26 protein-coding genes are annotated in these 23,926 nt (G+C 41.1%); 15 read left to right on the forward strand and 11 right to left on the reverse strand.

Going from position 1 to position 23,926, the window contains the following annotated elements; genetic code table 11:
• Positions 1-4 precede the first annotated feature (4 nt).
• The 7 genes from hisH (at position 5) to QZ169_RS03575 (ending at position 4,139) form a co-directional block, all read left to right on the forward strand.
• On the forward strand, positions 5-628 hold the full coding sequence (gene hisH, locus QZ169_RS03545) for an imidazole glycerol phosphate synthase subunit HisH (protein ID WP_295504949.1): 624 nt from the start codon (positions 5-7) through the stop codon (positions 626-628).
• Complete coding sequence (gene hisA, locus QZ169_RS03550) at positions 606-1,328, forward strand: 1-(5-phosphoribosyl)-5-[(5-phosphoribosylamino)methylideneamino]imidazole-4-carboxamide isomerase (protein WP_295504996.1); 723 nt, start codon at positions 606-608, stop codon at positions 1,326-1,328. The genes hisH and hisA overlap by 23 nt, the downstream gene beginning before the upstream one ends.
• A 2-nt stretch (positions 1,329-1,330) precedes the next feature.
• Positions 1,331-2,089 carry an imidazole glycerol phosphate synthase subunit HisF gene (hisF, locus tag QZ169_RS03555; protein WP_295504950.1) on the forward strand — a complete coding sequence of 253 codons (759 nt, stop codon included), beginning with the start codon at positions 1,331-1,333 and terminating at the stop codon, positions 2,087-2,089.
• Positions 2,089-2,433, forward strand: coding sequence for a phosphoribosyl-AMP cyclohydrolase (gene hisI / locus QZ169_RS03560; RefSeq protein WP_295504951.1), 345 nt, complete (start codon positions 2,089-2,091; stop codon positions 2,431-2,433). Before hisF ends, hisI begins: the two co-directional genes overlap by 1 nt.
• A gap of 126 nt (positions 2,434-2,559) precedes the next feature.
• A complete protein-coding gene (gene hisE / locus QZ169_RS03565) occupies positions 2,560-2,874 on the forward strand; it encodes a phosphoribosyl-ATP diphosphatase (RefSeq protein ID WP_002924252.1) in 315 nt (104 codons plus the stop codon).
• 33 nt (positions 2,875-2,907) lie between these two features.
• Complete coding sequence (locus QZ169_RS03570) at positions 2,908-3,657, forward strand: PHP domain-containing protein (RefSeq protein WP_295504952.1); 750 nt, start codon at positions 2,908-2,910, stop codon at positions 3,655-3,657.
• 11 nt (positions 3,658-3,668) lie between these two features.
• Positions 3,669-4,139 carry a GNAT family N-acetyltransferase gene (locus QZ169_RS03575; protein ID WP_295504953.1) on the forward strand — a complete coding sequence of 157 codons (471 nt, stop codon included), beginning with the start codon at positions 3,669-3,671 and terminating at the stop codon, positions 4,137-4,139.
• A gap of 138 nt (positions 4,140-4,277) precedes the next feature.
• Here QZ169_RS03575 and QZ169_RS03580 read toward each other — a convergent pair whose 3' ends face one another.
• Entirely contained in the window at positions 4,278-4,448 is a 171-nt protein-coding gene (locus QZ169_RS03580) for a DUF3042 family protein (RefSeq protein WP_002895160.1), read from the reverse strand.
• Positions 4,449-4,530: 82 nt separating this feature from the next.
• Between QZ169_RS03580 and miaA the strand changes: the two genes are divergently transcribed.
• The 7 genes from miaA to QZ169_RS03615 are packed head-to-tail and all read left to right on the forward strand — an operon-like array spanning position 4,531 to position 10,797.
• Positions 4,531-5,415, forward strand: coding sequence for a tRNA (adenosine(37)-N6)-dimethylallyltransferase MiaA (gene miaA / locus QZ169_RS03585; RefSeq protein WP_295504954.1), 885 nt, complete (start codon positions 4,531-4,533; stop codon positions 5,413-5,415).
• Between the two features lie 31 nt (positions 5,416-5,446).
• Positions 5,447-6,685 (forward strand): GTPase HflX, encoded by a 1,239-nt coding sequence (hflX, locus tag QZ169_RS03590; RefSeq protein ID WP_295504955.1) that lies wholly within the window; start codon positions 5,447-5,449, stop codon positions 6,683-6,685.
• Positions 6,678-7,301 (forward strand): cystathionine beta-lyase, encoded by a 624-nt coding sequence (locus tag QZ169_RS03595; RefSeq protein WP_295504957.1) that lies wholly within the window; start codon positions 6,678-6,680, stop codon positions 7,299-7,301. The genes hflX and QZ169_RS03595 overlap by 8 nt, the downstream gene beginning before the upstream one ends.
• 10 nt (positions 7,302-7,311) lie before the next feature.
• Positions 7,312-8,241: a ribonuclease Z gene (gene rnz, locus QZ169_RS03600; protein WP_295504959.1), complete on the forward strand. Its 930-nt coding sequence runs from the start codon at positions 7,312-7,314 to the stop codon at positions 8,239-8,241.
• On the forward strand, positions 8,238-8,993 hold the full coding sequence (locus QZ169_RS03605; RefSeq protein ID WP_268701690.1) for an SDR family oxidoreductase: 756 nt from the start codon (positions 8,238-8,240) through the stop codon (positions 8,991-8,993). Before rnz ends, QZ169_RS03605 begins: the two co-directional genes overlap by 4 nt.
• Before the next feature lie 6 nt (positions 8,994-8,999).
• Complete coding sequence (locus tag QZ169_RS03610) at positions 9,000-9,710, forward strand: class I SAM-dependent methyltransferase (protein ID WP_295504960.1); 711 nt, start codon at positions 9,000-9,002, stop codon at positions 9,708-9,710.
• Positions 9,711-9,768: 58 nt separating this feature from the next.
• Positions 9,769-10,797, forward strand: coding sequence for an acyltransferase family protein (locus QZ169_RS03615; protein ID WP_295504961.1), 1,029 nt, complete (start codon positions 9,769-9,771; stop codon positions 10,795-10,797).
• Positions 10,798-10,940: 143 nt separating this feature from the next.
• Here QZ169_RS03615 and QZ169_RS03620 read toward each other — a convergent pair whose 3' ends face one another.
• From QZ169_RS03620 to QZ169_RS03665, 10 genes are all read right to left on the reverse strand, one after another.
• Positions 10,941-12,017, reverse strand: coding sequence for an HpcH/HpaI aldolase/citrate lyase family protein (locus QZ169_RS03620; RefSeq protein ID WP_295504962.1), 1,077 nt, complete (start codon positions 12,015-12,017; stop codon positions 10,941-10,943).
• A 22-nt stretch (positions 12,018-12,039) separates the two neighbouring features.
• Positions 12,040-12,822 carry an HAD family hydrolase gene (locus tag QZ169_RS03625; protein ID WP_295504963.1) on the reverse strand — a complete coding sequence of 261 codons (783 nt, stop codon included), beginning with the start codon at positions 12,820-12,822 and terminating at the stop codon, positions 12,040-12,042.
• Positions 12,823-13,220: 398 nt separating this feature from the next.
• Entirely contained in the window at positions 13,221-15,851 is a 2,631-nt protein-coding gene (locus QZ169_RS03630) for a calcium-translocating P-type ATPase, PMCA-type (protein WP_295504964.1), read from the reverse strand.
• A gap of 99 nt (positions 15,852-15,950) precedes the next feature.
• Positions 15,951-16,589: a TerD family protein gene (locus QZ169_RS03635; RefSeq protein ID WP_295504965.1), complete on the reverse strand. Its 639-nt coding sequence runs from the start codon at positions 16,587-16,589 to the stop codon at positions 15,951-15,953.
• Between the two features lie 17 nt (positions 16,590-16,606).
• Complete coding sequence (locus QZ169_RS03640) at positions 16,607-17,302, reverse strand: TerD family protein (RefSeq protein ID WP_002900105.1); 696 nt, start codon at positions 17,300-17,302, stop codon at positions 16,607-16,609.
• Positions 17,303-17,327: 25 nt separating this feature from the next.
• Positions 17,328-17,927: a TerD family protein gene (locus QZ169_RS03645; RefSeq protein ID WP_002900106.1), complete on the reverse strand. Its 600-nt coding sequence runs from the start codon at positions 17,925-17,927 to the stop codon at positions 17,328-17,330.
• Positions 17,928-18,019: 92 nt separating this feature from the next.
• On the reverse strand, positions 18,020-19,150 hold the full coding sequence (locus tag QZ169_RS03650; RefSeq protein ID WP_295504966.1) for a toxic anion resistance protein: 1,131 nt from the start codon (positions 19,148-19,150) through the stop codon (positions 18,020-18,022).
• A 15-nt stretch (positions 19,151-19,165) separates the two neighbouring features.
• Positions 19,166-20,734: a YceG family protein gene (locus QZ169_RS03655; RefSeq protein WP_295504967.1), complete on the reverse strand. Its 1,569-nt coding sequence runs from the start codon at positions 20,732-20,734 to the stop codon at positions 19,166-19,168.
• Between the two features lie 188 nt (positions 20,735-20,922).
• On the reverse strand, positions 20,923-22,014 hold the full coding sequence (locus QZ169_RS03660) for a cysteine protease StiP family protein (RefSeq protein ID WP_295504968.1): 1,092 nt from the start codon (positions 22,012-22,014) through the stop codon (positions 20,923-20,925).
• 11 nt (positions 22,015-22,025) lie between these two features.
• Complete coding sequence (locus tag QZ169_RS03665; RefSeq protein ID WP_295504969.1) at positions 22,026-23,162, reverse strand: phosphoribosyltransferase domain-containing protein; 1,137 nt, start codon at positions 23,160-23,162, stop codon at positions 22,026-22,028.
• Between the two features lie 156 nt (positions 23,163-23,318).
• On the opposite strand from QZ169_RS03665, the gene QZ169_RS03670 reads away from it, so the two are divergent.
• The gene (locus QZ169_RS03670; RefSeq protein ID WP_295504970.1) at positions 23,319-23,909 is read left to right on the forward strand and encodes an HD domain-containing protein; all 591 of its coding nucleotides are present in this window, start codon (positions 23,319-23,321) and stop codon (positions 23,907-23,909) included.
• The last annotated feature ends 17 nt before the right edge of the window (positions 23,910-23,926 follow it).

Consider the following 23,926-nt stretch of genomic DNA (forward strand, 5'->3'; position numbering starts at 1 on the left):
AGTAATGATGATTGTTATTGATTATGACGCGGGAAATACTGCCAATGTCCTCCGTGCTCTGGCTCAGGTCGGAGTAGCAGCGCGTCTGTCAGCTGTTCCGCAGGAAATTTTAGCTGCCGATGGTTTGATTTTACCAGGTGTCGGTGCTTTTCCTGCGGCTATGCAGGAGTTGGAAAGGCGAGGGCTGGTCTCCGTTATCCAGCAGGCGGTGGCTGATGGCAAGCCTCTCTTGGGCATTTGCTTAGGCATGCAGCTCCTGCTGGAGTCTGGATTGGAGAATGGTCAAAGCTCTGGACTGGGCTTGATTCCAGGTGTTTGCCGCCGGATTCCGGATCAGGCTGGTCTGCCTGTGCCTCACATGGGCTGGAATGACTTACAGGTCCAGCAGTCGTCTGCTTTGACAGCTGATCTTGAGGGCCAGTCAGTCTATTTCGTCCATAGCTACTATACGGATGTTCCGGAGGAGTACTTGGATGTGACGTCTGATTATGGGCTGCCTATCCCAGCTATGATTCATAGAGGTTCGGTCTTTGGCTGTCAGTTTCACCCAGAAAAGTCTGGCGCTGTAGGTCTCGGTATCCTAGAGAAGTTTAAGGAGTATGTCTATGAAAATACTGCCCGCTATTGATATCAAAGACGGCCAGGCCGTCCGCCTTTTTAAAGGGGATTTTAGCCAGAAGACGGTAGTCAATCCCGATGTCTTGAAGCAAGCTCGAGTTTTCAAAGAAGCCGGGGTTACCATGATTCATGTGGTTGACTTGGACGGAGCCTTAGAAGGTCGGGCGGCCAATCGGGATTTGATTGCCCGAATTAAGTCGGAGACTGGTCTAGCTATCCAAGTCGGGGGTGGTATCCGCAGTCTGGAGCAGATTGAAGATTACCTGGCGGTTGGCATTGACCGTGTCATCATAGGCTCTATGGCTGTGAAGAATCCTGAATTTGTTGAGGCCGCACTGGAGCGCTTTGGAAGCAGCAAAATCGTGATTGGCATTGATGCGAAAGCAGGGCTGGTTGCAACTGAGGGTTGGCTGGAAACCAGCAATCAGGACTATATCAGCCTAGCATTGGCCATGGAAAAAATCGGCGTCCGTCTCTTTGTCTATACGGATGTGGATCGAGACGGGACTCTTACTGGCCCCAATATCCAGCATTACCAAAAATTGCTGGAAGCGCTCAAGGATGCTCAAGTCATTGCCTCTGGCGGCATTCAGTCAGCAGAGGATTTGGAAAAGCTGAAAAAGCTGGGCTTGGCTGGTGCCATTGTGGGCAAGGCCTATTACAGTGGACGAGTTAGCCTAGAGCAGATCAAGGAAGCAGAAAGGAGCTAGCCATGCTGAAAAAACGAATCATTCCTTGTCTGGATGTCAAGGACGGTCGGGTGGTCAAGGGCATCAACTTTGTCAATCTGACTGATGTGGGCGATCCAGTTGATGCTGCCAAGGCCTACTATGAAGCCGGCTGTGATGAGTTGGTCTTTCTGGACATTACAGCCACCCACGAGGAGCGGGACACGACGGTCGAGATGGTCCGGCGCGTGGCGGAGCAGGTTTTCATTCCCTTTACCGTTGGTGGAGGAATTCGTACGGTTGAGGACATGAAGCGGATGCTCCAGGCTGGGGCGGATAAGGTTGCGGTTAATTCATCAGCACTGGCAAATCCTCAGCTTTTAGCTGACTGTGCTGAAAAATTCGGCAGTCAATGCGTGGTGCTGGCCGTGGATGCTAAGAAAGAAGCGGATGGTAGCTGGCATGTCTATCTGGCTGGCGGCCGCAAGGACAGCAGTCGCGACCTGTTAGACTGGGTTCAAGAAGCTGTCAGTCTTGGAGCGGGGGAAATTCTTTTGACCAGTATGGACAAGGATGGGACCAAGTCTGGTTTTGACTTGCCAATGCTGGAAGACGTCTCTCAAGTGGTTTCCGTTCCTATCATCGCCTCTGGTGGTGCTGGCAGTAGCCAGCATATCCTAGAAGTTTTTGAAAAGACTGCAGTGACGGGTGCTTTGGCAGCCTCGATTTTCCATTATGGGCAGGTCTCCATCTCAGAGACCAAAAAAGCCATGCAAGCAGCTGGATTGGAGGTGCGCATCTGATGACAGAAGTAAAGTTAGATTTTCAAAAGCAAGGCGGTCTTATACCTGCCATTATCCTAGACCACACCAGCAAAGAAGTCCTTATGCTGGCCTATCTCAATGAAGAAGCCTACCATCTGACTCGCACCAGCGGTCAGATGTGGTACTGGAGCCGGTCACGTCAGGAACTTTGGCATAAGGGGGCCACTAGCGGCCACTACCAGACTGTCAAAAAAATCACAGCTGATTGCGACCTAGATACCCTGCTGATCGAGGTAGACCAGCTGGGAGCAGCCTGCCATACCGGTGCTAAATCCTGCTTTTTTCATACAATCTGGGATGAAGAAGATGGCCAAACTGACTAAAAGCTCCCTTGCTTTAGTACTTGGTTAATGCAAAAATAAAACTAAGAAGTTAGTATCGAGCTTCCGGCCTGCCATTGGAAAGAATTGCTTTTTATAGTAAAATAAGGACAGTAACAAGGAGATACTATGTTAGAAACCCTCTATCAAGAAGCCCTCAAACGCAAAAAAGAGCCCAAGGAAGGCTCCTATACCAGCTATCTCTATGACAAGGGGCTGGACAAGATTCTCAAAAAAGTCGGTGAAGAAGCGACTGAAGTGGTCATTGCGGCTAAAAATGCTGATAAGAATGAGATGGCCAATGAGACAGCTGATCTGCTCTACCATCTGGCGGTTGCTCTCGTCGAGACTGGCGTCAGTCTGGAAGAGGTAGAGGCCGTCCTTCAGGCCCGTCAAGGCAAGCAGAGCCGGATTCACGACCGACCTGAAATTGACCAATACTAAAGGGACACAAGATTTGCAGAAAGGCGGCCCAGCATGCGCGACAACCATCTTCATACCTATTTTTCCTATGATTCTGAGGCAGATTTCTGTGACTATCTGGACCATTACGAGGGCGAGATTGTCACCACTGAACACTATGATTTGTCTAACCCCTACCCTTACGAAGCTGCCTCGCCCCACGATGATGTGCCTGACTATGAGGCCTATTCAGCAAAAATAGCAGAGCTGAACCAGCAATATGGCAACCGCATCAAAAAGGGGATTGAAATTGGCTATTACGCTCCGCGTAAAGACGATATCCTAGCCTTCCTAGCGGACAAGGACTACGACTTGAAACTATTGTCTGTCCACCACAATGGCAGTTTTGACTATCTGGAAGATCCGGTCCTGCAGCTGGATAAGATGGAGCTGATTCCCTCCTATCTGAGAGAGTTAGAGGAGGCTATTGAGGCTGTGCCAGCAGATGTACTAGCTCACTTTGACTATGGTTTTCGCAAATTTGTGCTTACCGTAGAGGAGTTAAAAACTTTTGAACCAGAGCTGCGACAGCTTTTTCAAAAGATGATTGACCATGGTCTGGCTTTTGAGCTCAACTGCAAGTCCATGTATCTATATGATCATGAGGAACTTTTTATCTACGCTCTTTCGCTAGTCAAGGAGCTGGGCGGCCAGCGTTTTTCAGTGGGATCGGATGGCCACAAGCTGGAGCATTTCCGATTACAGTTTGACCGAGTTTCCAAAATCTTAGCGGAGGCTGGCATAGGTGAGAAGCAGTTGATCTAGAAGGAGAAATCATGGCTAAGATTAGGCCCTTAAAATCAGAGGAAATCCCACTCCTAGAGGAATTTCTTTACCAAGCTATTTTTATTCCCCAAGGTCTAGCACCGCTGCCCAGAAGTATCTTGAATGAGCCAGAACTAGAAATGTATATCAAGGACTTTGGTCAGCAACCAGATGATTGGGCTTTAGCGGCAGAAGTGGCCGGCCGGCTGGTCGGAGCCGTTTGGGTTCGTATCATGAAAGATTATGGCTATTATAACGACCGGACGCCCTCTCTATCCATTTCATTCCTGCCTGAGTTCAGGGGTCAAGGTCTAGGGCAGCAGTTGATGACGGCCATGCTGGACTTGCTCAAGGCCAAAGGCTATCCAGGTGTCTCCCTCTCCGTTTCCAAAAACAATCCCGCTCTTCGCTTTTATCAAAGACTGGGCTTTGTCACGGTTGAAGAGAGGGAAGATGATTATTTGATGCTGTGCCGATTGTAGCAAGAAGCAAGACCGCCCAAACGAGCGGTCTTTTTGTATTATCGTGTGTTCTAGATGGAAACTCAATTTTGACTAAGTTTTCTCCTTCAAAAGAAAAAAGCCTGGATTTTTCCAGGCTTTTTAGTGAAATGTGCAGGCTTAGTGTGCTACACGTTTGCGAGCTGCTTTTTTACGGTTTTCTTCGATGAAAGCCGCTTTTTGTTCTTCAGGTTCGATGACTTTTTTCTTGACTGCATATACTGCGCCTGCCACAGCAGCAACAGTAGCCGCAACTCCTGTAAGAACGCCTTTTCCAAATCCTTTAGCCATGTGATTTCTCCTTTTCTGAACTTTTATTATTTATGTTATAATTAATAGTAACGAAAAATCAAAATTTTTTCAAGGAAAAAAGATGAAAACCAAGATAATTGTGATAGTGGGGCCTACAGCAGTTGGAAAAACAGCTCTGAGTATCGAGGTAGCCAAGCGCTTCAATGGCCAAATCATCAGCGGTGACAGCCAGCAGGTCTATCGTGGCTTAGATATTGGCACGGCTAAGATTCGTCCGGAGGAGCAAGAGGGCATTCCCCATCATCTGCTGGATGTGCGGGAGGTTGGAGAGAGCTACTCTGCCTATGATTTTGTGACTGAGGCAGCTCAGGCTATTCGTGAGATTGAGTCTCAAGGTCAGCTTCCCATCATTTGCGGTGGCACAGGGCTCTATATCCAGAGCTTGCTCGAGGGCTATCATCTGGGCGGCTCCGTCCCTCACGAGGAGATTCTGGTCTATCGGGCGCAGCTAGACAGTTGGTCAGATGAGGCTTTGTTTGGAAAAATAGCAGAGCTGGGTATCGAAATTCCACAGATGAATCGACGTAGGGCTATGAGGGCGCTGGAGATTGCTCAGTTAGGTGGTCAACTAGAAAACAGCCAGCCAGATTATGAAGCTTTGTTGATTTGTCTAGATGATGAGCGGGATCGACTTTATGAGCGAATCAATCAGCGGGTTGATCTGATGATAGAAGCCGGACTTTTAGAAGAAGCTCGCTGGCTGTTTGAGCAGGCTCCAACCAGTCAAGCCAGCAAGGGTATCGGCTACAAGGAACTTTTCCCCTACTTTGAAGGTCAGATGAGCCTAGAAGAGGCTGTGGATAAGCTCAAACAGAATACCCGCCGTTTCGCCAAGCGCCAGCTGACTTGGTTTCGCAACCGGATGTCCGTGACTTTTTATCAGGTGGGAAATCCAGACTATAAAAATCAGGTCATGGAAGACATCAAGAATTTTCTGGACAAGTAGCTGGCTGACCAAATCTTAGTAAGGATATGAGATGATAGAAACAGAGAAAAAAACAGAGCGTGTCTTTCTGGTCGGTGTGGAACTGGCAGACACGGAGAATTTTGACCTATCTATGGAGGAGCTGCAAAGTCTAGCTAAGACTGCAGGAGCTGAGGTAGTCGGCTCCTATAGCCAGAAGCGGGAAAAGTATGACAGCAAGACCTTTGTCGGATCTGGCAAGTTAGAAGAAATCCGACAGATGGTTGATGCCGAAGAGATTTCGACTGTCATTGTCAATAATCGCCTGACACCTCGGCAAAATGTCAATCTGGAGGAAAACTTGAGCGTTAAGGTCATTGACCGTATGCAGCTGATTTTGGATATTTTTGCCATGAGAGCTAGGAGTCATGAGGGCAAGCTGCAAGTTCATTTGGCCCAGCTCAAGTACCTCCTGCCTCGCTTGGTTGGGCAGGGTATTATGCTCAGCCGTCAGGCAGGTGGAATTGGCTCCCGCGGGCCTGGTGAAAGCCAGCTGGAGCTCAATCGACGCAGTGTCCGCAATCAGATTCATGATATTGAGCGCCAGCTCAAGGCAGTGGAGAAAAATCGGGCTACCGTTCGTGAAAAACGGCTAGAATCCAGTATTTTCAAAATCGGTCTCATTGGCTATACCAATGCTGGAAAGTCCACTATTATGAACTGCTTGACCAGCAAGAGCCAGTATGAGGCGGACGAACTCTTTGCGACGCTAGATGCCACGACCAAGAACATCAACCTCAGTGGCCAGCTCAATGTCACGCTGACGGACACAGTTGGCTTCATTCAGGATTTGCCTACAGAGCTAGTATCCAGCTTTAAATCCACACTGGAAGAGAGTAAAAATGTCGATTTGCTGGTCCATGTTATTGACGCCAGCGACCCTCATCATGAGGAGCACGAAAAGACTGTCCTCGACATCATGAAAGAGCTGGACATGCTGGATATTCCCCGGCTGACTCTCTATAACAAAGCGGATAGGGCGGAGGATTTTACTCCGACCTTGACTCCTTATTCTTTGATTTCGGCTAAGGCGGAAAATAGCAGAGCTCTTTTACAGCAAGTCCTGCTGGAGCGGATGAAAGAGCTCTTTTTGCCTTTTACTATCAAGGTAGCGCCGGCTAAAGCCTATAAAATTCATGATTTAGAGAAAGTCGCAATTATGGGGAACCGAGAATACATAGACGATGTCGAAACCATTTCAGGTTGGATTGCCGAGAAAAACAAATGGAAACTGGAAGAATTTTATGACTGATTATATTGACTTGGCCCTCAAATACGGCGGTTTTACTAGTCTAGACAGGGTCTACTTAGAGCAAGTATTGGCTGGCCTGACAGAGGAGCAGAAGCGTAGTTTCATCACACCGCCGCCCAGCGTTATCAATGCTTACTTTGCTGAGCTTTATCAAAAGAAAAGTCCGGAAGCCGCAACAGCCTATTTTCTAGAAATTACTCAAGCGCTGGACTTGTGGAATGCGGAGCCTAGCTTTGTAGAAAGCAAGCCTTTTGTACGACTTAATCTATCTGGCAAGTCCTATGGATTTTGCTATGAGAGTGAGGAAGTCGGCTTGGTCTTCCCTGAAAAGCCAGAGCCGGTAACAGACGACTTGCTCTTTGAAATTGCTCAAGTCTTTTCACAATACTTGGTCTATGAAGAAGCTGGGAGAATAAAAATGGTGCCTCTCAAATCTGAGTCGCAAGTCGTGGACAGTCAGGCGCTGACTGCTTTGACAGATTGGCAGCAGCTAGCAGATGGCAGCCAGAGAGTTCTGGGCTACAATCAAGATGAAGTCAGTCAGCTGGCCCAGGCCTATGCTGGCAGAAAATACTATCACTCGCAGAATCGCTCTGCCATGATTTATATCATTTAGAAAGAAGAACATGCAATTACAATTTTTAGGAACCGGAGCCGGTCAGCCCTCCAAGGCTCGCAATGTGTCCAGCCTTGTCCTCAAGCTTTTGGATGAAATCAATGAGGTCTGGATGTTTGACTGCGGTGAAGGAACCCAGCACCAGATTTTGGAGACGACGATTAAACCCCGCAAAATCAGCAAGATTTTTATCACGCATCTGCATGGCGACCATATTTTTGGCCTGCCAGGTTTTCTATCCAGTCGTTCTTTTCAGGCTAATGAAGAGCAAACAGACCTAGAGATTTTCGGTCCCAAGGGTATTAAGAACTTTGTCCTATCTAGCCTGCGCGTGTCTGGTTCCCGCCTGCCTTATAGGATTGATTTTCATGAGTTTGATGAAAACAGCCTGGGCAAGATTCTGGAAACGGACAAATTCACTGTTTATGCGGATAAGCTGGATCACACGATTTTCTGTGTGGGTTATCGGGTCATGCAGAAAGATTTGGAAGGAACGCTGGATGCGGACAAGCTGCGGGCAGCAGGCGTTCCCTTTGGTCCCCTCTTTGGTAAAGTCAAGAACGGTCAGGATATCGTACTAGATGATGGAACCAAAATCATCGCAGCTGACTATATCTCAGCCCCTCGTCCGGGCAAGACCATTACTATTCTGGGTGATACTAGGAAGACTGCTGCCAGTGTCCGCCTGGCTGTATCAGCAGATGTGCTGGTCCATGAAGCGACCTATGGCAAGGGAGACGAAAAGTTGGCCCGAAATCATGGTCATTCGACCAATATGCAGGCTGCAGAAGTAGCCAAGGAAGCTGGTGCCAAGCGCCTCCTTCTGAATCATATCAGTGCCCGCTTTCTAGCAAAGGACATCAGCCAAATGCGCCGAGATGCTAGCGCTGTCTTTGAAAAGGTCCATGTGGTTAAGGACTTGGAAGAGGTGGAGTTGTGAGAAATATCATCATCACAGGAGCTAGCGGTGGGTTGGCTCAGGAAATGGTTAAGCTCTTACCCCATGACCGACTGATTTTGGTAGGAAGGAGCAAGGCTAAGCTGGAAAAATTATATGGACAAAAAGAAAACCTTGATCTAGTGGAGCTGGATATTACAGACAGCTCAGCCTTGGATAGCTTTGCTGAGCGGATTGACAGCCAGTATGGCCACATAGATGTCCTAGTCAATAACGCTGGCTATGGGATTTTTGAAGAATTTGATAAAATCAGCTCCAGCGATATCGAGGCCATGTTTGAAGTCAATACCTTTGCCCTGATGAACCTGTCCCGTATCTTTGGAGCTCGCATGAAGCAGGCAGGTCAAGGACATATCGTCAATATCGTTAGTATGGCCGGCCTCATTGCAAGTAGCAAGTCAAGTCTTTACTCAGCGACCAAGTTTGCAGCTATTGGCTTTTCTAATGCCCTGCGTTTGGAACTCCTGCCTTTTGGGGTTTATGTCATGACAGTTAATCCCGGTCCTATCAAAACAGCCTTTTTTGATCAGGCAGATCCGGATGGTTCCTATGTAAAAGCAGTCGACAAGTATATCCTTGAGCCTGACTTTGTAGCGGACAAAATTGTCAGTTCCTTTGGTAAAAAGAAGCGGGAAATTAATCTACCTGGGATTCTCAATCTAGCACACAAGATTTATACCCTTTTCCCAAGAATTGCCGACAAGTTGGCGGCCAATATGTTTAACTATAAGTGAGGTTTTATGATAGCTAATCTACAAGCTTACAAAGCTCATCTGCAGGCGCCTTGGGGCAAGCTTCAGTATGATATTGTTTTTGCCTTTCTTGTGTCGCTGAAGGACCAGAAAATTCTTGATTTCGGTAGCGGTTTTGGGATTGTGGCTGATTTTCTAGCGGAAAAGAACCAAGTGACTGCCATCGAGCCAAGCCCAGAAATGATTGCTGAGCGCAAGCAGGACTTTTCCTATGAGCAATTGCAAGGCAGTTTGAACCTTCTGCAAACATTTCCAGACCAGTCTTTTGATGTCATCATCTGTCATAATGTCTTAGAGTATGTATCAGACCCTGCTCTCTATTTAGCAGAATTTTCCCGCCTCTTAAAAAAAGACGGCAAAATTTCTCTGATCAGGCATCACGAGGTCGGGCGTATTATGCATACGGTGGTTTTTGAAAATGATCCAGAAAAGGCCCAGCAGCTTTTGGCGGGTGAGACATATCAAACCCACAGCATGGGAGCCGCTAAGGTTTATCAGATTCAGGAAGTGATTTCAGGTCTGCCTTTAGAAGTTGAGGATTATCAGGGAGTACGAATTTTTTACGGGCTGCAGGCCAATGAATATAAAACTGCCCCTAACTGGGCTGAAAAGATGCTTGAGATGGAGCTGGCAGTCTGCAACCAATCTCCTTATCGGGACATCGCTGCCTTTCAGCATGTTTGGCTAGACAAGTCCTAGGTCAAAGGAAAAAAGTGCTCATTTACATCTTAAACAAACCTCGTAAGGAGAAAGCTTGATGCAAAAGAGAGAAGTCATAGGGCCAGGGCAGCCAGTCAATTATGCCTTGCTTAGCCTTTTTCAATATATTGCTTCCATTTTGGTAATTTTGGTCCATTGCCAGAGGCTTTTTGAACATGAAGCCCTGCATTTTGTTCAAAAGAGTATGTTTGGTCGCATGGCGGTTCCTTTCTTTTTAATTTCTTCAGCCTATTTTTTCCGAGTACGCTGGAAGCGAGAGCACGGTTCTACGAAACTGACTCTGTATATTAAAGGCATTTTAAAGGTCTATGGCTTTTGGAGTTTGGTCTATCTCCCCTATGCTTTGACTTATTTCCAATCACTGCATTTGCCCCTCTATCTAGCTCCTCTGGCTATTCTAGCAGCGCTCTTTTACATTGGAATGAGCTACCAGCTCTGGTATATTCCTGCCTTTCTCTTAGGTTTGCTGCTGGTCCATTTCTTGTATAGGAAGTTGGGTCCAAAGAAAACATTTGCTCTTTTGTTAATTCTTTACGCCTTAGGTGCTATTGAGACATATCACGCTTACCTTACGCCTAGTCTGCTGACGGACTGGTACGATGCCTATGCCAAGCTCTTTTTCACCAGCAGAAATGGCCTCTTCTATACGCCCATTTTTATCTATTTAGGTTACTTTCTAGCTGATTACGGGCACGTAGCACTATTTCAGAAAAAACGCTGGCTGTCTCTTCTGCTGGCAAGTCTTTTCCTGGTAGGTGAAGGAGTTCTGGTTTACATCAGGCAGGGATTAGATAAAAACTTTTTCTTTGCTCTCATTCCCTTTACACTTTTCTTATTTAATTGGCTACTAAAAACAGAGTGGAAGCGCGAAAAAAACTGGCGACATTTAAAAGATCTAAGTATCCTTTATTTCTTCCTCCATCCTATCTTTATTGAGTTATCTTTCTTTCTGCTCAAATCCCGGCAGTTGACCAAGTGGGAAACTGGCCGTTGGGCGTTCCTTCTGACGATTATCCTGACCCACCTGACGTCAGAGTTGGTGATTGGATGGCGAGGGAAAGGTTAAATGTATCACTAAAAAATTTGTCATGTTTAAGATGAATAGTTACTACTTCTTTATCTAAAATAAAACACACGCATTAAGTTTAGTTTAATGCGTGTGTTTTTAGTTAAGGAATAAGTTAAGCAGAACACCTTTTATATGTCCTTCTACGATTTCAGTGAATTATCCTTTGTGTTATCTCCTTCAGCTATGCCATAGACTGTTGCTAACTGGATTATTTTCTTTGCCCATTTGCTATGCGGCTTCATTTCATTCATCCGGTTTTCTTTATATCCTTTTATTACACCAATTTGCTGCTGATTTGTATTAAGAATTGTCAGAGCATCTTGGTAGTCTTCTAAACTAACAATGTTATTCTCAGCAATAAGGCTTAGCTGAGAAGGATGGATGCAAGTTTTTCCAATGAATCCATTAAGTCTGTCTAATTCTAGCTCTTTTTTCAATCCATGAGCCCAATTCCCGTCTTGAAAACGGCTATTAAAGTATTCCCATACTGGTCCTGAACAGATATAATCTGCGGAAAAAATATTTAAGATATCTGTTAGACAGTCAGCAATAAGTTTAACATCGTAGATAGTCTGGTGGACATTACGACGAATACCGAAAATATTACTAAAATCAGTTGCTCCCACACGGATATTTAAAACTTGCTCTTTATAGGGTTTTAATAACTCTGATATAAAAAGAAGTTCTTCCATTCTGGTATTCTTTTTCATGATGCTCTCGCTTTCAAGAATTGGCATTATGTAAAATGTTTGATTTGTTCTTTTGCTAAAATTGTCGAAAACTTGAAGGTAGGCAGGAGCAGTAGTAGAATCAAATTTAGGAAAATTAAATCCAGAAACTAGTTTAAAGATATCAGGAGAAGAATGCTTGAGCATTTGATTAAATTGTTGGGAAGAACGGACTCGGATAAAAATTAAAGGAAGAGAATCAAAATCTAGTTGGCCGGTTTCCAAAGCTTGATTCAGTTTGTCTAAAGTCTCAAAGAGCTGTGATTCAGCTTGATGAACAGTTCCATCTCCGATAGAATCTTCTAGATCTAGACAGATTGAGCTACTGCAAGGATGGAGGCCGGCAATGATTTCATCAACTATCTGAGTTCGATGAGCGGGCATATAAAGAAGTCCAGATATTGCATATTGCAATAAATCTTTAGGGGAATTTTGATTAAATTGGCATCCTTCTTTAAATAGGGGTATAGAATCATAAGTAAATTTCATTCAAATCTTCCATTCAACACTTTTAAGTTTTTTGTTCGAGGACTACTGAAAGAATATCCTCAGCGCCTTCTATTCCTTGATTAACTATCATATAGTCATCTTTATTATCGATAAGCTGGTAAACTTCACTGTTCTTTGGTATCATTTTTATATCGCCTAAAGATAAGAATCCAGCATCTAATTTTCCGTCACCCGAAGTAATAAGAAATTCTTCTTTGAGATAGTCTTGTAAAAAAGAAAGAGCGTTTTCTTTAGAAATTTCTTTAGGGATGATGTAAAGTTTAAGCCCCTGAAGAGTGAAAGTCCATTCTAAATTTTTTAAATCTTTTTCAAGACTTGGCAAGATAAACTCTTGAACGATATCCTGATCTTCGGTAACTTTAGTAAAAAAGAATAAATTGTCAACCAAAGATGGAGTTCTAGTTAAGTATTTTTGATATTTAGTTAAAATGTCTAAGATTTTAGGATAATCTAAAGCTTGTATTTGTCGAGTTCTTTCGATGTGTTCCTGCCAGACTTTTAAAGGTTGACCGTTATGTAAAATGATTCCACCATTAGCAACAACAGCATAAGGGCAGTCCTGTAGGGGTATAATTCGGGAGAATTGCGCTAGAGAGCGAGTTGTAATTGGAAGTAAATGGATATCGGAGCGAGTTTTGACTTGAGCCAATAATTCCAATGCTCTATGGCTCATATAGGAGATTTCACGTCCGTCTAGATGTTCTACACAAGAAACAGTCTGATAATTTTCAACAAATTTATTAGAATAAATAATGGTTCTATCTAAATCAGTAGCAAAAAGCATAATATTCCTCTCTTTATTGGGACTGATATTTGTAAAGGTCTAATTGAAAACAAAATTTTTAAAATTTTAATCAGTTATATTTAATAGTTATTATAGTTAGATTGATTGTCTTAAATTTTGGGTCAAACTAAAATGATAGAATAGTTTAATCTCAAATGTCTTAAGAGAATAAATTTTAGTTTTCAAAGAGTACAATTCATCAAACTATACCAATCTTACTATAAATGAGCTAATAAGTCTAGTCTTCAAGTATTTTATAAAAAATTCTAGAAGATTATTGGAATGTATAATTAGAATGAGCAATTTTTCCTATTTATTAAACATTCATACACACTTCTGCAAAAAATGATAAGTAAAAGGCCGAAACACTATTGTCTCAGCCTTTTCATAACTAACATTTATTTCGTAAGAGCTTTTCGAATAAAGTCTATAGGAATAATCAGAACAGCAATAGCAAGAGCTACAATATAGTGTTCAATATCCATAGGAACTGTGTTGAAGACCTGCCCACCAAACTGAATGATTAAAGATTGGACGATAGCAATAGAAATCATAACAATAGAGAACTTTTTGTTTTCTGAAATATGTTCAAAAACATTAAGTCCGGTACTTCGAGTATTGAGGGAATTGAAGATAATCGCATAGATAAATACAGTAAAAGTGAAGGTAGTTACCATTTCAAAGTTTCCAGTTCCATTAGTGATGAAATCTTGAATACCAGCTACATTTTTAAGAATAGCAAGACAGACAAGAGTAATGAAAATACTAGCAACTCCAATAGCAGACTTCATATATTTTGTCAGGATATTAGCTTTTTTAGCTACTGGCTTTTCATTCATATACCGTTCTAAGGTAGGTTCTTCACCAAATGCTAGAGCAGCTAGAGTATCCATGATAAGGTTAATCCAAAGGATTTGAATGATTGTAAATGGCTCTTTCAGACCAAAAAGAGGAGAGAGAAGAGACATAGCAATAGTAGTTACATTAACTGTCAGCTGGAAAATAATGAATTTGCTAACTGATTTGCTCATTGTCCGGCCGTAAAGCACAGCTTTTTCGATAGACGTCAAACTATTGTTTAAAATAACAATATCAGAGGCTTCACGGGCAACCTCAGTTCCGTCTCCCATAGAGAAACCAACATCAGCAGCTTTAAGAGCAGGTGAGTCGTTTACTCCATCACCAGTCATACCACAAACCATATCAAGGTCTTGTGCTGCTTCGATTAAGCGCTTCTTATCCATAGGTAAGGCGCGGCTTACTACTTTCATATTAGGGAGTTGCGCTTTTAATTCTTCGTCAGAGAGGTTTTCTAGCTCATCATGAGTTAGGATTAAATCTGTACCACTGGTAACAATTCCAGCTTCTTTAGCAATGGCAATAGCTGTTTCTTTACGGTCTCCTGTAACCATAACTACTTGAACTCCAGCTTTGTTCATTGTTTCAACAGTTTGTTTAATAGAATCTCTTACATTGTCTCGAATACATACAATAGCAATCAAGATTTTATCTGAGCCTTCTTTTTTAAGAATAGCAAGAAGACGCATAGAACGATTAGCCTGTTCCAAAGAGAGTGCAGAGAATTTATCTTTATCAGCTGCAGTAAAAGCAGTCTTATTTCCGTCTTTATCAAGATAGAAATGACAATCGTCTAAAATAAATTCTGGTGCTCCTTTGATGTAAATTTCGCCTGACTTAGTTGTAACACTAGCATATTTTTTAGCAGAATTAAACTGTTCTTTTTCAGCAATAGTGTTTGTATCGAAATCTAAGAGATTACGGTTGATTAGAAAATCTAAAAGAGCACGGTCAGTTGCGTTACTTCCGACAGCTATACCGTCTGCAACATTAGCGTCATTATTCAAACCAATACCATGAATAACTTGCTTGAGTAACTTTTCAGACATACTAGAGAAATCAGCAGCAGAACTCTCATCAGTTGTCTCATAAAGAGTTCCATCGCCAAGGAAGAAATCAACAACAGATAGTTTTCCTTCTGTAATTGTTCCAGTTTTATCGCTGAAAAGGATATTCATATAACCTGCTGTTTCAATAGTATCTGGATGGCGAACCAGAATATTCTGAGCTAGCAAGCGGCCTGAGTTCATTGAAGACACAAGAGCCAGCATCATAGGCAATCCTTCTGGAACTGCCATGATAATGATAGTCACTGCAAAGAGAATTGTTTCAATGACTAATAAGAAAATAGATGAAAGATTCAAATTGTTTGCAGCATTTAAAGCAAGAAAACCAAGAACAAGGTTGATGACAGAGTAAGCCGCACCAGCACTGTATCCAAGAACGCCAATATTTTCTGCCAGTTTATTCAATTTCTCTTTCGATGGAGAATCTTTCCCATCCTCTTGGAGAGAGGTATTGATGCTTCCAAGAACAGTATGGTCACCAACCACAGTCGCTTCCATAACAGCTTCACCAGATGTTACCACAGTTCCACGGAAGATTTTTAATTCTGTAAAGAGGTCCTGACTATCTGGTTCTGCATTATCACCTAAAGCGATTTTTGTAGCATCTTCACTTTCTCCATTCAAGACAGCTTGATTTACCTTTAATTCTCCAGCAAGAATAATACCATCAACAGGAATTTTATCACCAGTTTGAAGAAGAATTTGGTCTCCTTTGACAATATCATCTACTAAAATTTCTTTAAGTTTACCGTCACGATAGACTTTAGCATTTGTTTTGCTGGCTTCTTCTTGTAACGTATTAAACTTTTGCTCATTCTGATATTGTGAGATAGCAGAAAATCCTGTTGACAGGAGAATGGCAAAAATCAAGGAAATTGCTTCGTACCAATTTGCTTCACCAATACCTGGGAAAATCATACCGATAAAGTTGAAAATAATTTTGAGACCTAAGGCCGCCAGCAGAATCAAAATCCACTGATCTTTGAAAGCTTCAATAAATATTGAAAGAAGTGAGTTGGCTTCTTTACTGGAAAGTTTATTATCTCCATGGGCTGACTTACTTGCTGCAACCTCAGCTGAGCTTAGCCCTTTAAAGTTATTCATTTGGTTTGTTTGTCCTTTCTAAAAATAAAGAGGCTGAGACAATAGTGTTCAGTCTCTTTTTTGTATGTCAATAAAACTTGATTTGACAACTGTCTGTCTTTAGCTAAAGAGTGCAGCTATACCATTTAAATCAGCTTGCTTACCTTCACCGATGGTGTGGAAGGCCCAGGATGAACCATCTTTTACAAGTTCTGCAAAAACAACAGCTGTGTCGGTAGAATAATCATCTTTAAGCTGGAACTTGCAAAGTTCAGAATTGTTCTCTGCATTAACTAAGCGAACATAGGAATTATTAACCATACCAAATGTTTGACGACGGGCGATAGCCTGATCGATAGTAACGGCGCAAATGACCTTATGGGTACTTGGTGAGAGAGCGGCTAAATCTAAACTGATAACTTCATCGTCACCTTCACCTGCGCCAGTACGGTTATCACCGTTTAAGTGAATACCGGGAGCAGTTTTGTTATTATAAAAAATAACATCATTAGCAGAAGTAATTTTACCTGCCTCATTCAATAGGAAAGCAGAAATATCAAGGTCAAAATCTGCACCACCAGCAGAGATATCCCAACCAGCGCATAAGTCAACTTTTGTAAGACCTGGAGCCGCTTTGGCTAAGTCCAGAATAGTATTTTTTTCTAAATCAAGAGACACACCTCCTGTTGCAGGAGCAACTTCAGTGGGTGTTGGAGTAGGATTGGCAGGTCCGCCAAGTGAAGTGAAATTAATAGCCATTAGAGATTCCTTTCTAATTAACGATAAGATTTTTCAATGTCTTGGATTGAAGCGTTTAGGTATTCTCCAACTGCTTTGAAAGTCCACCCATTGACAGTACGTGTAAGTTCAGCAAATTTAACGGCCGTTGCTTTGCCACCATCTTCTGATAGATTGAAACGGGCGATTTCTTTCTCAGGACGTTGTGCCTGATCAACTAAACGAACGTAGGCATTCTTTACTTGGCCAAAATATTGTTTGCGATTTTGACCAGAATAGATAACAACTGCTACAACGATTTGAGCCACGTCTGGATGAATATTATTGAAATTCACAAACATGTTTTCATCATCACCGTCACCAGCACCGGTGAGGTTATCATGATCTAATTGAATACCTTGAGATTTCTTCTTGCTGAAATAGACAAGATTATTAACTGAACGAGTCAGATGGCCAGAAGAATCAAGAAGGAAGGCACAAAGATCAAGGTCAAAGTCAGAGCCAAAGAGACTTGTCTTAACATCCCATCCTGCTGATACGCGAATATTTTCTAAAGAGAAATCTGTTTTAGAAAGATTAAGGAAGTCATTTTTTGCAAGGTTAAGCATGCCTCCTTTATTTAAATCAAGTGTAACTTCGCGCCCTTCCGTACTAGCAGTTTGAATAGGTGTGTTAGCAGCAGGAGCTTGAGTTTGTTGCTCATCTCCACCAAATAATTTACCAAAAAGTCCCATAATATTTTCCTTTCTATTTTCTTAATTACATATAGCGAGACAAGAGTTGGTTGAGGTCAGCGATAGCTCCCTCACCGATTGCTTCAAAAGCCCAGCCATTAGCTGTCCGACTAAGGGAACAAGCTGTTACAGAAGTATCAGCAGAATAACTGTCACTCAATTCATAGCGGCAGATTTCCTGCTCGTTATTATCGGCATCTAGAAGTCGGACAAAAGCATTTTTAATCATGCCAAAAGTCTGACGTTTAGTGACTGCATCAAAAATAGTAATGAAGAAGACAATTTTCTTAATTCGAGGTTCGATTGCATCAAGATTAATTTGGATTCGTTCATCGTCGCCTTCGCCTTCTCCAGTGCGATTATCACCTTCAAGACGAATTCCAGCTGCAGACATATTATTGAAGAAAATAACATCATTCGGTACTTGTGCAACACGACCGCTTTCTTCAACTAAGAAGGCAGCTAAGTCTAGGTCAGCAGTTGGTCCTGCAACAGCCATATCCCAGCCGCCGCCTAGAATACAATTTTTTAATGCAGGAGCCTGCTTTGTTAAATCTAAAACGCTCCCTTTAGAGAGGTTAAGAGGAGCAGCAGAGCTGCCAGAGTTTAAATTAGTGAAATCCATACAGATATTCCTTTCTGAATCATAATATTATTAAAGCTCTTTAGCTTAAGGGAAGCCAAGTAAGAGTTATCGTTACCATATTTTAAGTCTTATCAATGACTGCTTATAAACCCTTTTTCAGCCATGTCAGATTTCATATGTTCCAACTCAATAGAATCACTTTTTCGTTTTTCAGCAATTTGATTGTTGATTTGTTTAGTTTCTTCAATTCCTTTTTTGATTGTCTCATAAGTTGTACGAAGAGTCTCCATTTGAATAGAGCTTCCTCCAGCCATACGAGCAATATTTACAGATTGATTTGCAGTATTTTGTGCATTACGAATTAGAAGTTCGTTGGTCTTCTCATCTAACTGTTTGATAGACTTAGCTTGAATTTCCTGTCTTTTTAATTGGATAGCTTGAACCAAACATTGCTTGAAGATTGGCAAAGTGATAATAAAGGAAGAATTGATTTTCCGCATCAGATTAAAGTTAGACATTTGCATGGTCTGAATCATAGGACAGGTTTGCATTGCCACGTTTTCAGCAATTTGCAAGTCATATGTTCGCTGAGCAAGCATATCTTTAATCATGCTTAGTTTTTGCTGTTGCGTTTGTTTTTCTTGCTCTGTTATATCAGTACGAGCCAAAATCTGATTACTGTATGCTTCGATTTCTTCTTGAGCAATTTCACCAGCAACAATATATTTTTCTAATTCTTCATAGTAAGCTACATTAGTTTTATATTGTTTTTCCAAATTCTCTTGAGTTTGGTGAATCTGAACTTCATATTGCTTCAATATGGTATAAATCTGATCAACCTCTTTACCCATATCTTCATATTTGGCAAAAAGTTTATCAATACTATTCTTTATTTTGCCAAATAATTTTTGCAGAGCAGATGCTTTTTCTGGATTTTCAATTTCTTTAATATCGAATTTATCCATGATTTTAGTAAGTTGAACGAGCATTCGAGAAGCTTCCTCTGCATCTACCCTTCGCATGGAAGATAATAGAGCATCAGACATTTGAGAAATTCCTTCACTCGGTTTTTGACCGAAAGCCATAATTGAGTTGACATTAGTAATATCAATCTCATTGGTGAGGTTCTGAACCTCAGGCAGTGATCTTAGCTTCTGCTTATAGGCTAAGTTGTCAGCTAGGACTTCTGGTTTAGCAAGTTCAAGTTCAGTTGATTCAATCTCTTGTGGAGTTGAATCAAAACTTCCTGTGTTGATAGGCATATTGTTTTCCTTTCTTTAATTAAAAAGTTTACTGAAGAAATTTTGTTTTTTCAGCTTTCGTTGAATAGCTTGAAAATTTTGCTCATAGTTTATAACATCTAACCTGATAGTATTAAAGTACTCTGCATTAATGTAAGAGTTCAGGTCAGATAAGCCGGCAGGTGAAAAAATGATGATGTCAAAACCAATTTTTCCAAGATAGGCAAGGACATAGCATGTATTTTTTGATAATTGAGTTTCGCCTTCCAAGAAAAAGACAATCTTGGGTATAAAGCTAGTAAAATCAAAGCTATCTATGAGTCGTATTACTCTTTTATCCAACTGTAGAATCAACAGTGCAAAGTTTAATATTTCTTCTTTGGATACTGTCAATGGTTGTTTAAACAGTTGAGTATCTGCAATGGTTTCGTTAATCTTATTGAGAAGGAATTTTTCTGTTTCATCGTTATAAGGAGCATAGCGATAGAATGGGAGCTTCATAATCTCCTCAATATCAAAACTTCCATTACTGAGTTGACAAAACATAAGCTGATACTTATCGGAATCATTTATTTCATGAGTAACCAGTTCATTACCATTGGATGTTAAAACGAGCGTATTGTCAGACGAAGAGCAGATATTGACCAAGTGGGCATACTTGTCAATTGGATTATATTCTCCCTCTATTTCAAAAAAGAAATGTGGGACATAGACTGTTTTCTCAACGGCCTTAAATCCGTTCCGAACTTTTGCGGGTGCGTTCCAATTTTGTTCAACATCAATTAAAGTTGAATTGAAAAAAATTGGGTTTGTCGTTCCATTTCGGAACTGCCAAGGCTTATAAATACCAGAATTTGTAAATAATTGTTCTTCAATTTGGGTTTCTATATCCAAAGTAATTGAGCGATTTTCCTCAATAATCTGTCCATTTTTAGCTCTTTCCGCCCAACTTTGGATAGGCAATATTTGAGTATTTTTATGGATTGTACTGATTTGATCAGAGTCTACTAGAGCAAAATTTTCATCATCTTTTAGTGGATTGATATAAATGACATCAAATCCAAAGCGATTTAGTAACAGCAAGAAATATATATCGTGTTTGGAGATACTACCATAGTAGATGCACTTGTTTGTAAGGTAATCTCTATCTTGATAGGATAAACTGTAAATATGTAAGTATGCATAGAGGAGCATTTTGCAAATAAAATTATTTCTTACGCTGTTATTCAGGAAATTTTCCTGACGGATAGCAAGGTTTGTTATATATTCTAGAGCAATCAGAAATTGACGATTGAGCTCTGCATCTTCAAAGAGTGTAATATCCTGACTGGCTATTTGACTAACTTCCATTGAAGCAAGCTCGTTTTTTATGCTGTTAATGAAATCAAAATCTGCATCCATTGGGATTTGGCCATCAAAGTAAATAGTGTGAGTTGAATCATCTTGAGCTTTTACCAAAATGGTTTTTAATACACTATCATATTTACTTTGATTTTCAACCCCGATATATCGTGTAAAAACAGGAGCGAAAGTGGCTTGTATTCCTTTTCGTTCTGTGATTGAACGCCAAAGTTCAAAGGGCAGATTTTGCAGACTGGTCGACATGAAATATACCTGCTTTCTACGATTGTAATGTCACATCTTTTGTCTTCTTTGTATAAAAATTAAACGAAGAGTGCAGATGGTTTGCTTTTTACCTCCTAAATCACTGGAGATAGCTTATTAAAGTCTGCTCTCCCCTGCTTTATAGATACCATTGTATATTTATAAAATGGTCTTTGTCAAGAGATAAACTATAAATCTGCGACTTCCTTTATAATGCCACAGACATTATATTTCTGTAGGTTGACATATTCGACTGGGATTTGCTTTTCTTCACATAGTTGAAGGATATGTTTAAGGTATTTTTGATTAGCCTTTTCTCTAATTAATACCCTATCTGGAAGGCGTCTAAGCAGAACTCTAGTTGTCTCACCAACTCCTGGTTTTATTTTATTGATATCACTAATGCTGTAGGATTGAGCGATTTTCTTAACTTCGTCCAATCCTTTGAAATCTTCATTGAGCTCTTCTTGTGAAGGATTGAAATAATCTAATTGAACATGGTCAAAATAGGATTGCACTTTATCTAAGAATTCCAATGAATGGTCGTAAGCTTCGTTTTCTGCATAATAAACGGCTCCGTGAAGCTCGTCATCACTCATTTCTTTTAATTTGACCGTCCTGCTGACGAGCCCGCTGACAGTAGCATTTAAGCAAGCGCTAGGAATTAAAAAGTCCTGACGCGTACCATAAAGCGGTGTTACCGAAGCTGGATCACTGAGTACAGCTAGAGTAGGATCTAGTTCGGAAAAGAGTTTGTTTTCCTCTGCTAACCTATGGCAGGCTTCTTCCAAGACAGTATTTATTGCTCCTTTTCCAACCCAACCATCCACAAATTGAATATCCTTAGGATGGTGCTTGTTGGCTATAATATTCATGGCAGCTATGTCAATCCCTTTACCTCTAATGATAGAAATACTATAATGCGGCACATCAAGCTGATATTTATAGTGAAGGTACCTTTTTATTAAAATACCTATAGGAGTCCCTGCCCTTGCTAAGGAAACTAAAACAAGATTTTCTCCTTTTTTCTGGAAAATCTTTTCAGAAAGACTTGCTATAGCGTTAGCAGTTTCAAAAGAAAGAGTTGCGAGGCTTTCTTGATAGATTTTCATATAGCGATCTGTTGGGGCATATTCTAGAGGTAGCATTTCGGAATAATGAACTCCCTGCTGATTTAACTTTTCTCTTTCGGCCGTGTCTAATACAGGAACCTTTCCACGCACATCTTGTAAGAGGATGGTTACATCGGATTCAGGGTAACTAGTTTTTACTAAATTCATAAAAGCCTTTCTTATTGTTTAACAAAAATTAGTGTTTGCTTACTAAAGGGCTGCAGTTTATTCTGAAGAGCTGCTCGAAACGCATCAGTCATAACCTCATAGACAATGATAATTTGGTCATAATGACGTTCAATATCGTAAAGGAAAGTCATTCTATTAGTTTCGTAAGCACTGGCTAAAGCTAAGCCGTTATGGAAAAGATAATTGTCATCACTGGAGAGGGAAATAGGACTTCTTGTAGTGGAGCGAACCTCTGCGTCAAGTTCTTGGGCTAGTCTAATTGGTAACCACATGTTTTCCTCAGTTCCAATGACAGCTATTGTTTCTTCTTTAGATTTCCGAGAGACTTGCGAAATCAATCGATTTAGAGCAGTTTCTTGGAAGACTAAAAACTCTTCTTTAGTGAGACCTGTTCGAGGATTGAGGTTGTCAGATAAATGATAGTGAACGTCTGAAGTTAGTCTTGGTTTTTCCAGTGTTCTTTCTTTAAGCTCTATGAGAGGAGTATTATCTCTCATTTGACCACTGACTAGGTATATTCTTTTGATTCCTTTTTCTTGAAAAAACTTACGATTCTTTGTATTTTGCCAGTTTAATATAGAAGCGGCAGCAAAAGAAATACCGTCTTTAATTTTTTGAAATTTCTCAATAAAGTTAACAATTGTATTTCCTGTTGTTATTTCATCTTCGATAAACAAAACAGTATCGTAGTCAGGAATATCTGATCGGTAATATAATTTTTGTGTACTTGCATGTGAATGCTCTTCTTCGAAAGAGATATTTTGGATATCCGTATTAATGCTTTCTCGAGTAGTCTGTAAATAAAAGACAGTTTTCAAATCTTTATTTTCCAAGGCCATATGCATGATTGCCTGGGCGATTCCAGTAGCCGTCTCAGAAAAACCAACAACTAAAATACGCTTGTCAGAAGGAATTTGTCTTTTTATTTCTTGATAGAGTTCGGAAAATAGCCGTAGCGTGTTATGGGCTTTAACAGGATAATGTTTAGCTTGATATTTATTAACAAATAAATAGTCTCGATTGGGATTATTTCTCCGTTTACAAATAGCAACCATATCATTGATATCGAAAGAACTCTTATTTTCTTCTATTTCAATGAAATCTTCTACTTTTAAAAGATAGGTCATTACTTAATTCCTTTCAAAGTTTACGATTGATTAACCTTTATTGTCTTAGTATATCACTAATTAGCTCAACTGTCACTTTAATACTTCAAACAACTTACAACAATTTTATTGGAGCTATTATGGTATAATAATAAAAACATTTCAAAGGAGTTCCACATGCTTGAACGTCTGCAACAGCAGCTGGCTTTTACCAATGAGCTGGAAAAATTGAAAGCCACTCATCGTAACAATCGTACCTTGGACGCCTATCGTTTTGAAAATTCTGCTGAGCATAGTTGGCAGGGGGCGCTCATGGCGCTAGTCTTTCGAGAATATATCCCCGAAGAGGTCAATCTGGAAAAGGTCATGTCTATGTTATTGATTCATGATTTAGGCGAAATATATGCTGGTGATACCTTTATCTTTGACGACGTGGGCAAGAGCGATTCTTACGATAGAGAGCTTGAGTCCTTGAAAATCAGTTTAGACAAGCTGCCATCAGATCAGCAGGATTCATTTTTAGAGCTTTGGCAGGAATTTGAAACCGGCATTAGCATAGAGGCTAAATATGCCCGAGTGTTGGATGCTCTGGTTCCCCTACTCAATCACTTGGAAGTCGCTCAACCTCATGACAACCCTCATGGCCTGACCAAGTCGCAGGTCATCGCTAAGAAATCCTTTATCCAAGAAACCTCTGAAACTCTTTGGGAATTGGCTCAGGAAGTTATTAATCAAAGTGTTGCTAAGGGGCTTTACCTAGATGAGTGAGGCTGAGAGTTTTGCTC

Source organism: uncultured Streptococcus sp. (assembly GCF_905372115.1).
Lineage (GTDB): Bacteria > Bacillota > Bacilli > Lactobacillales > Streptococcaceae > Streptococcus.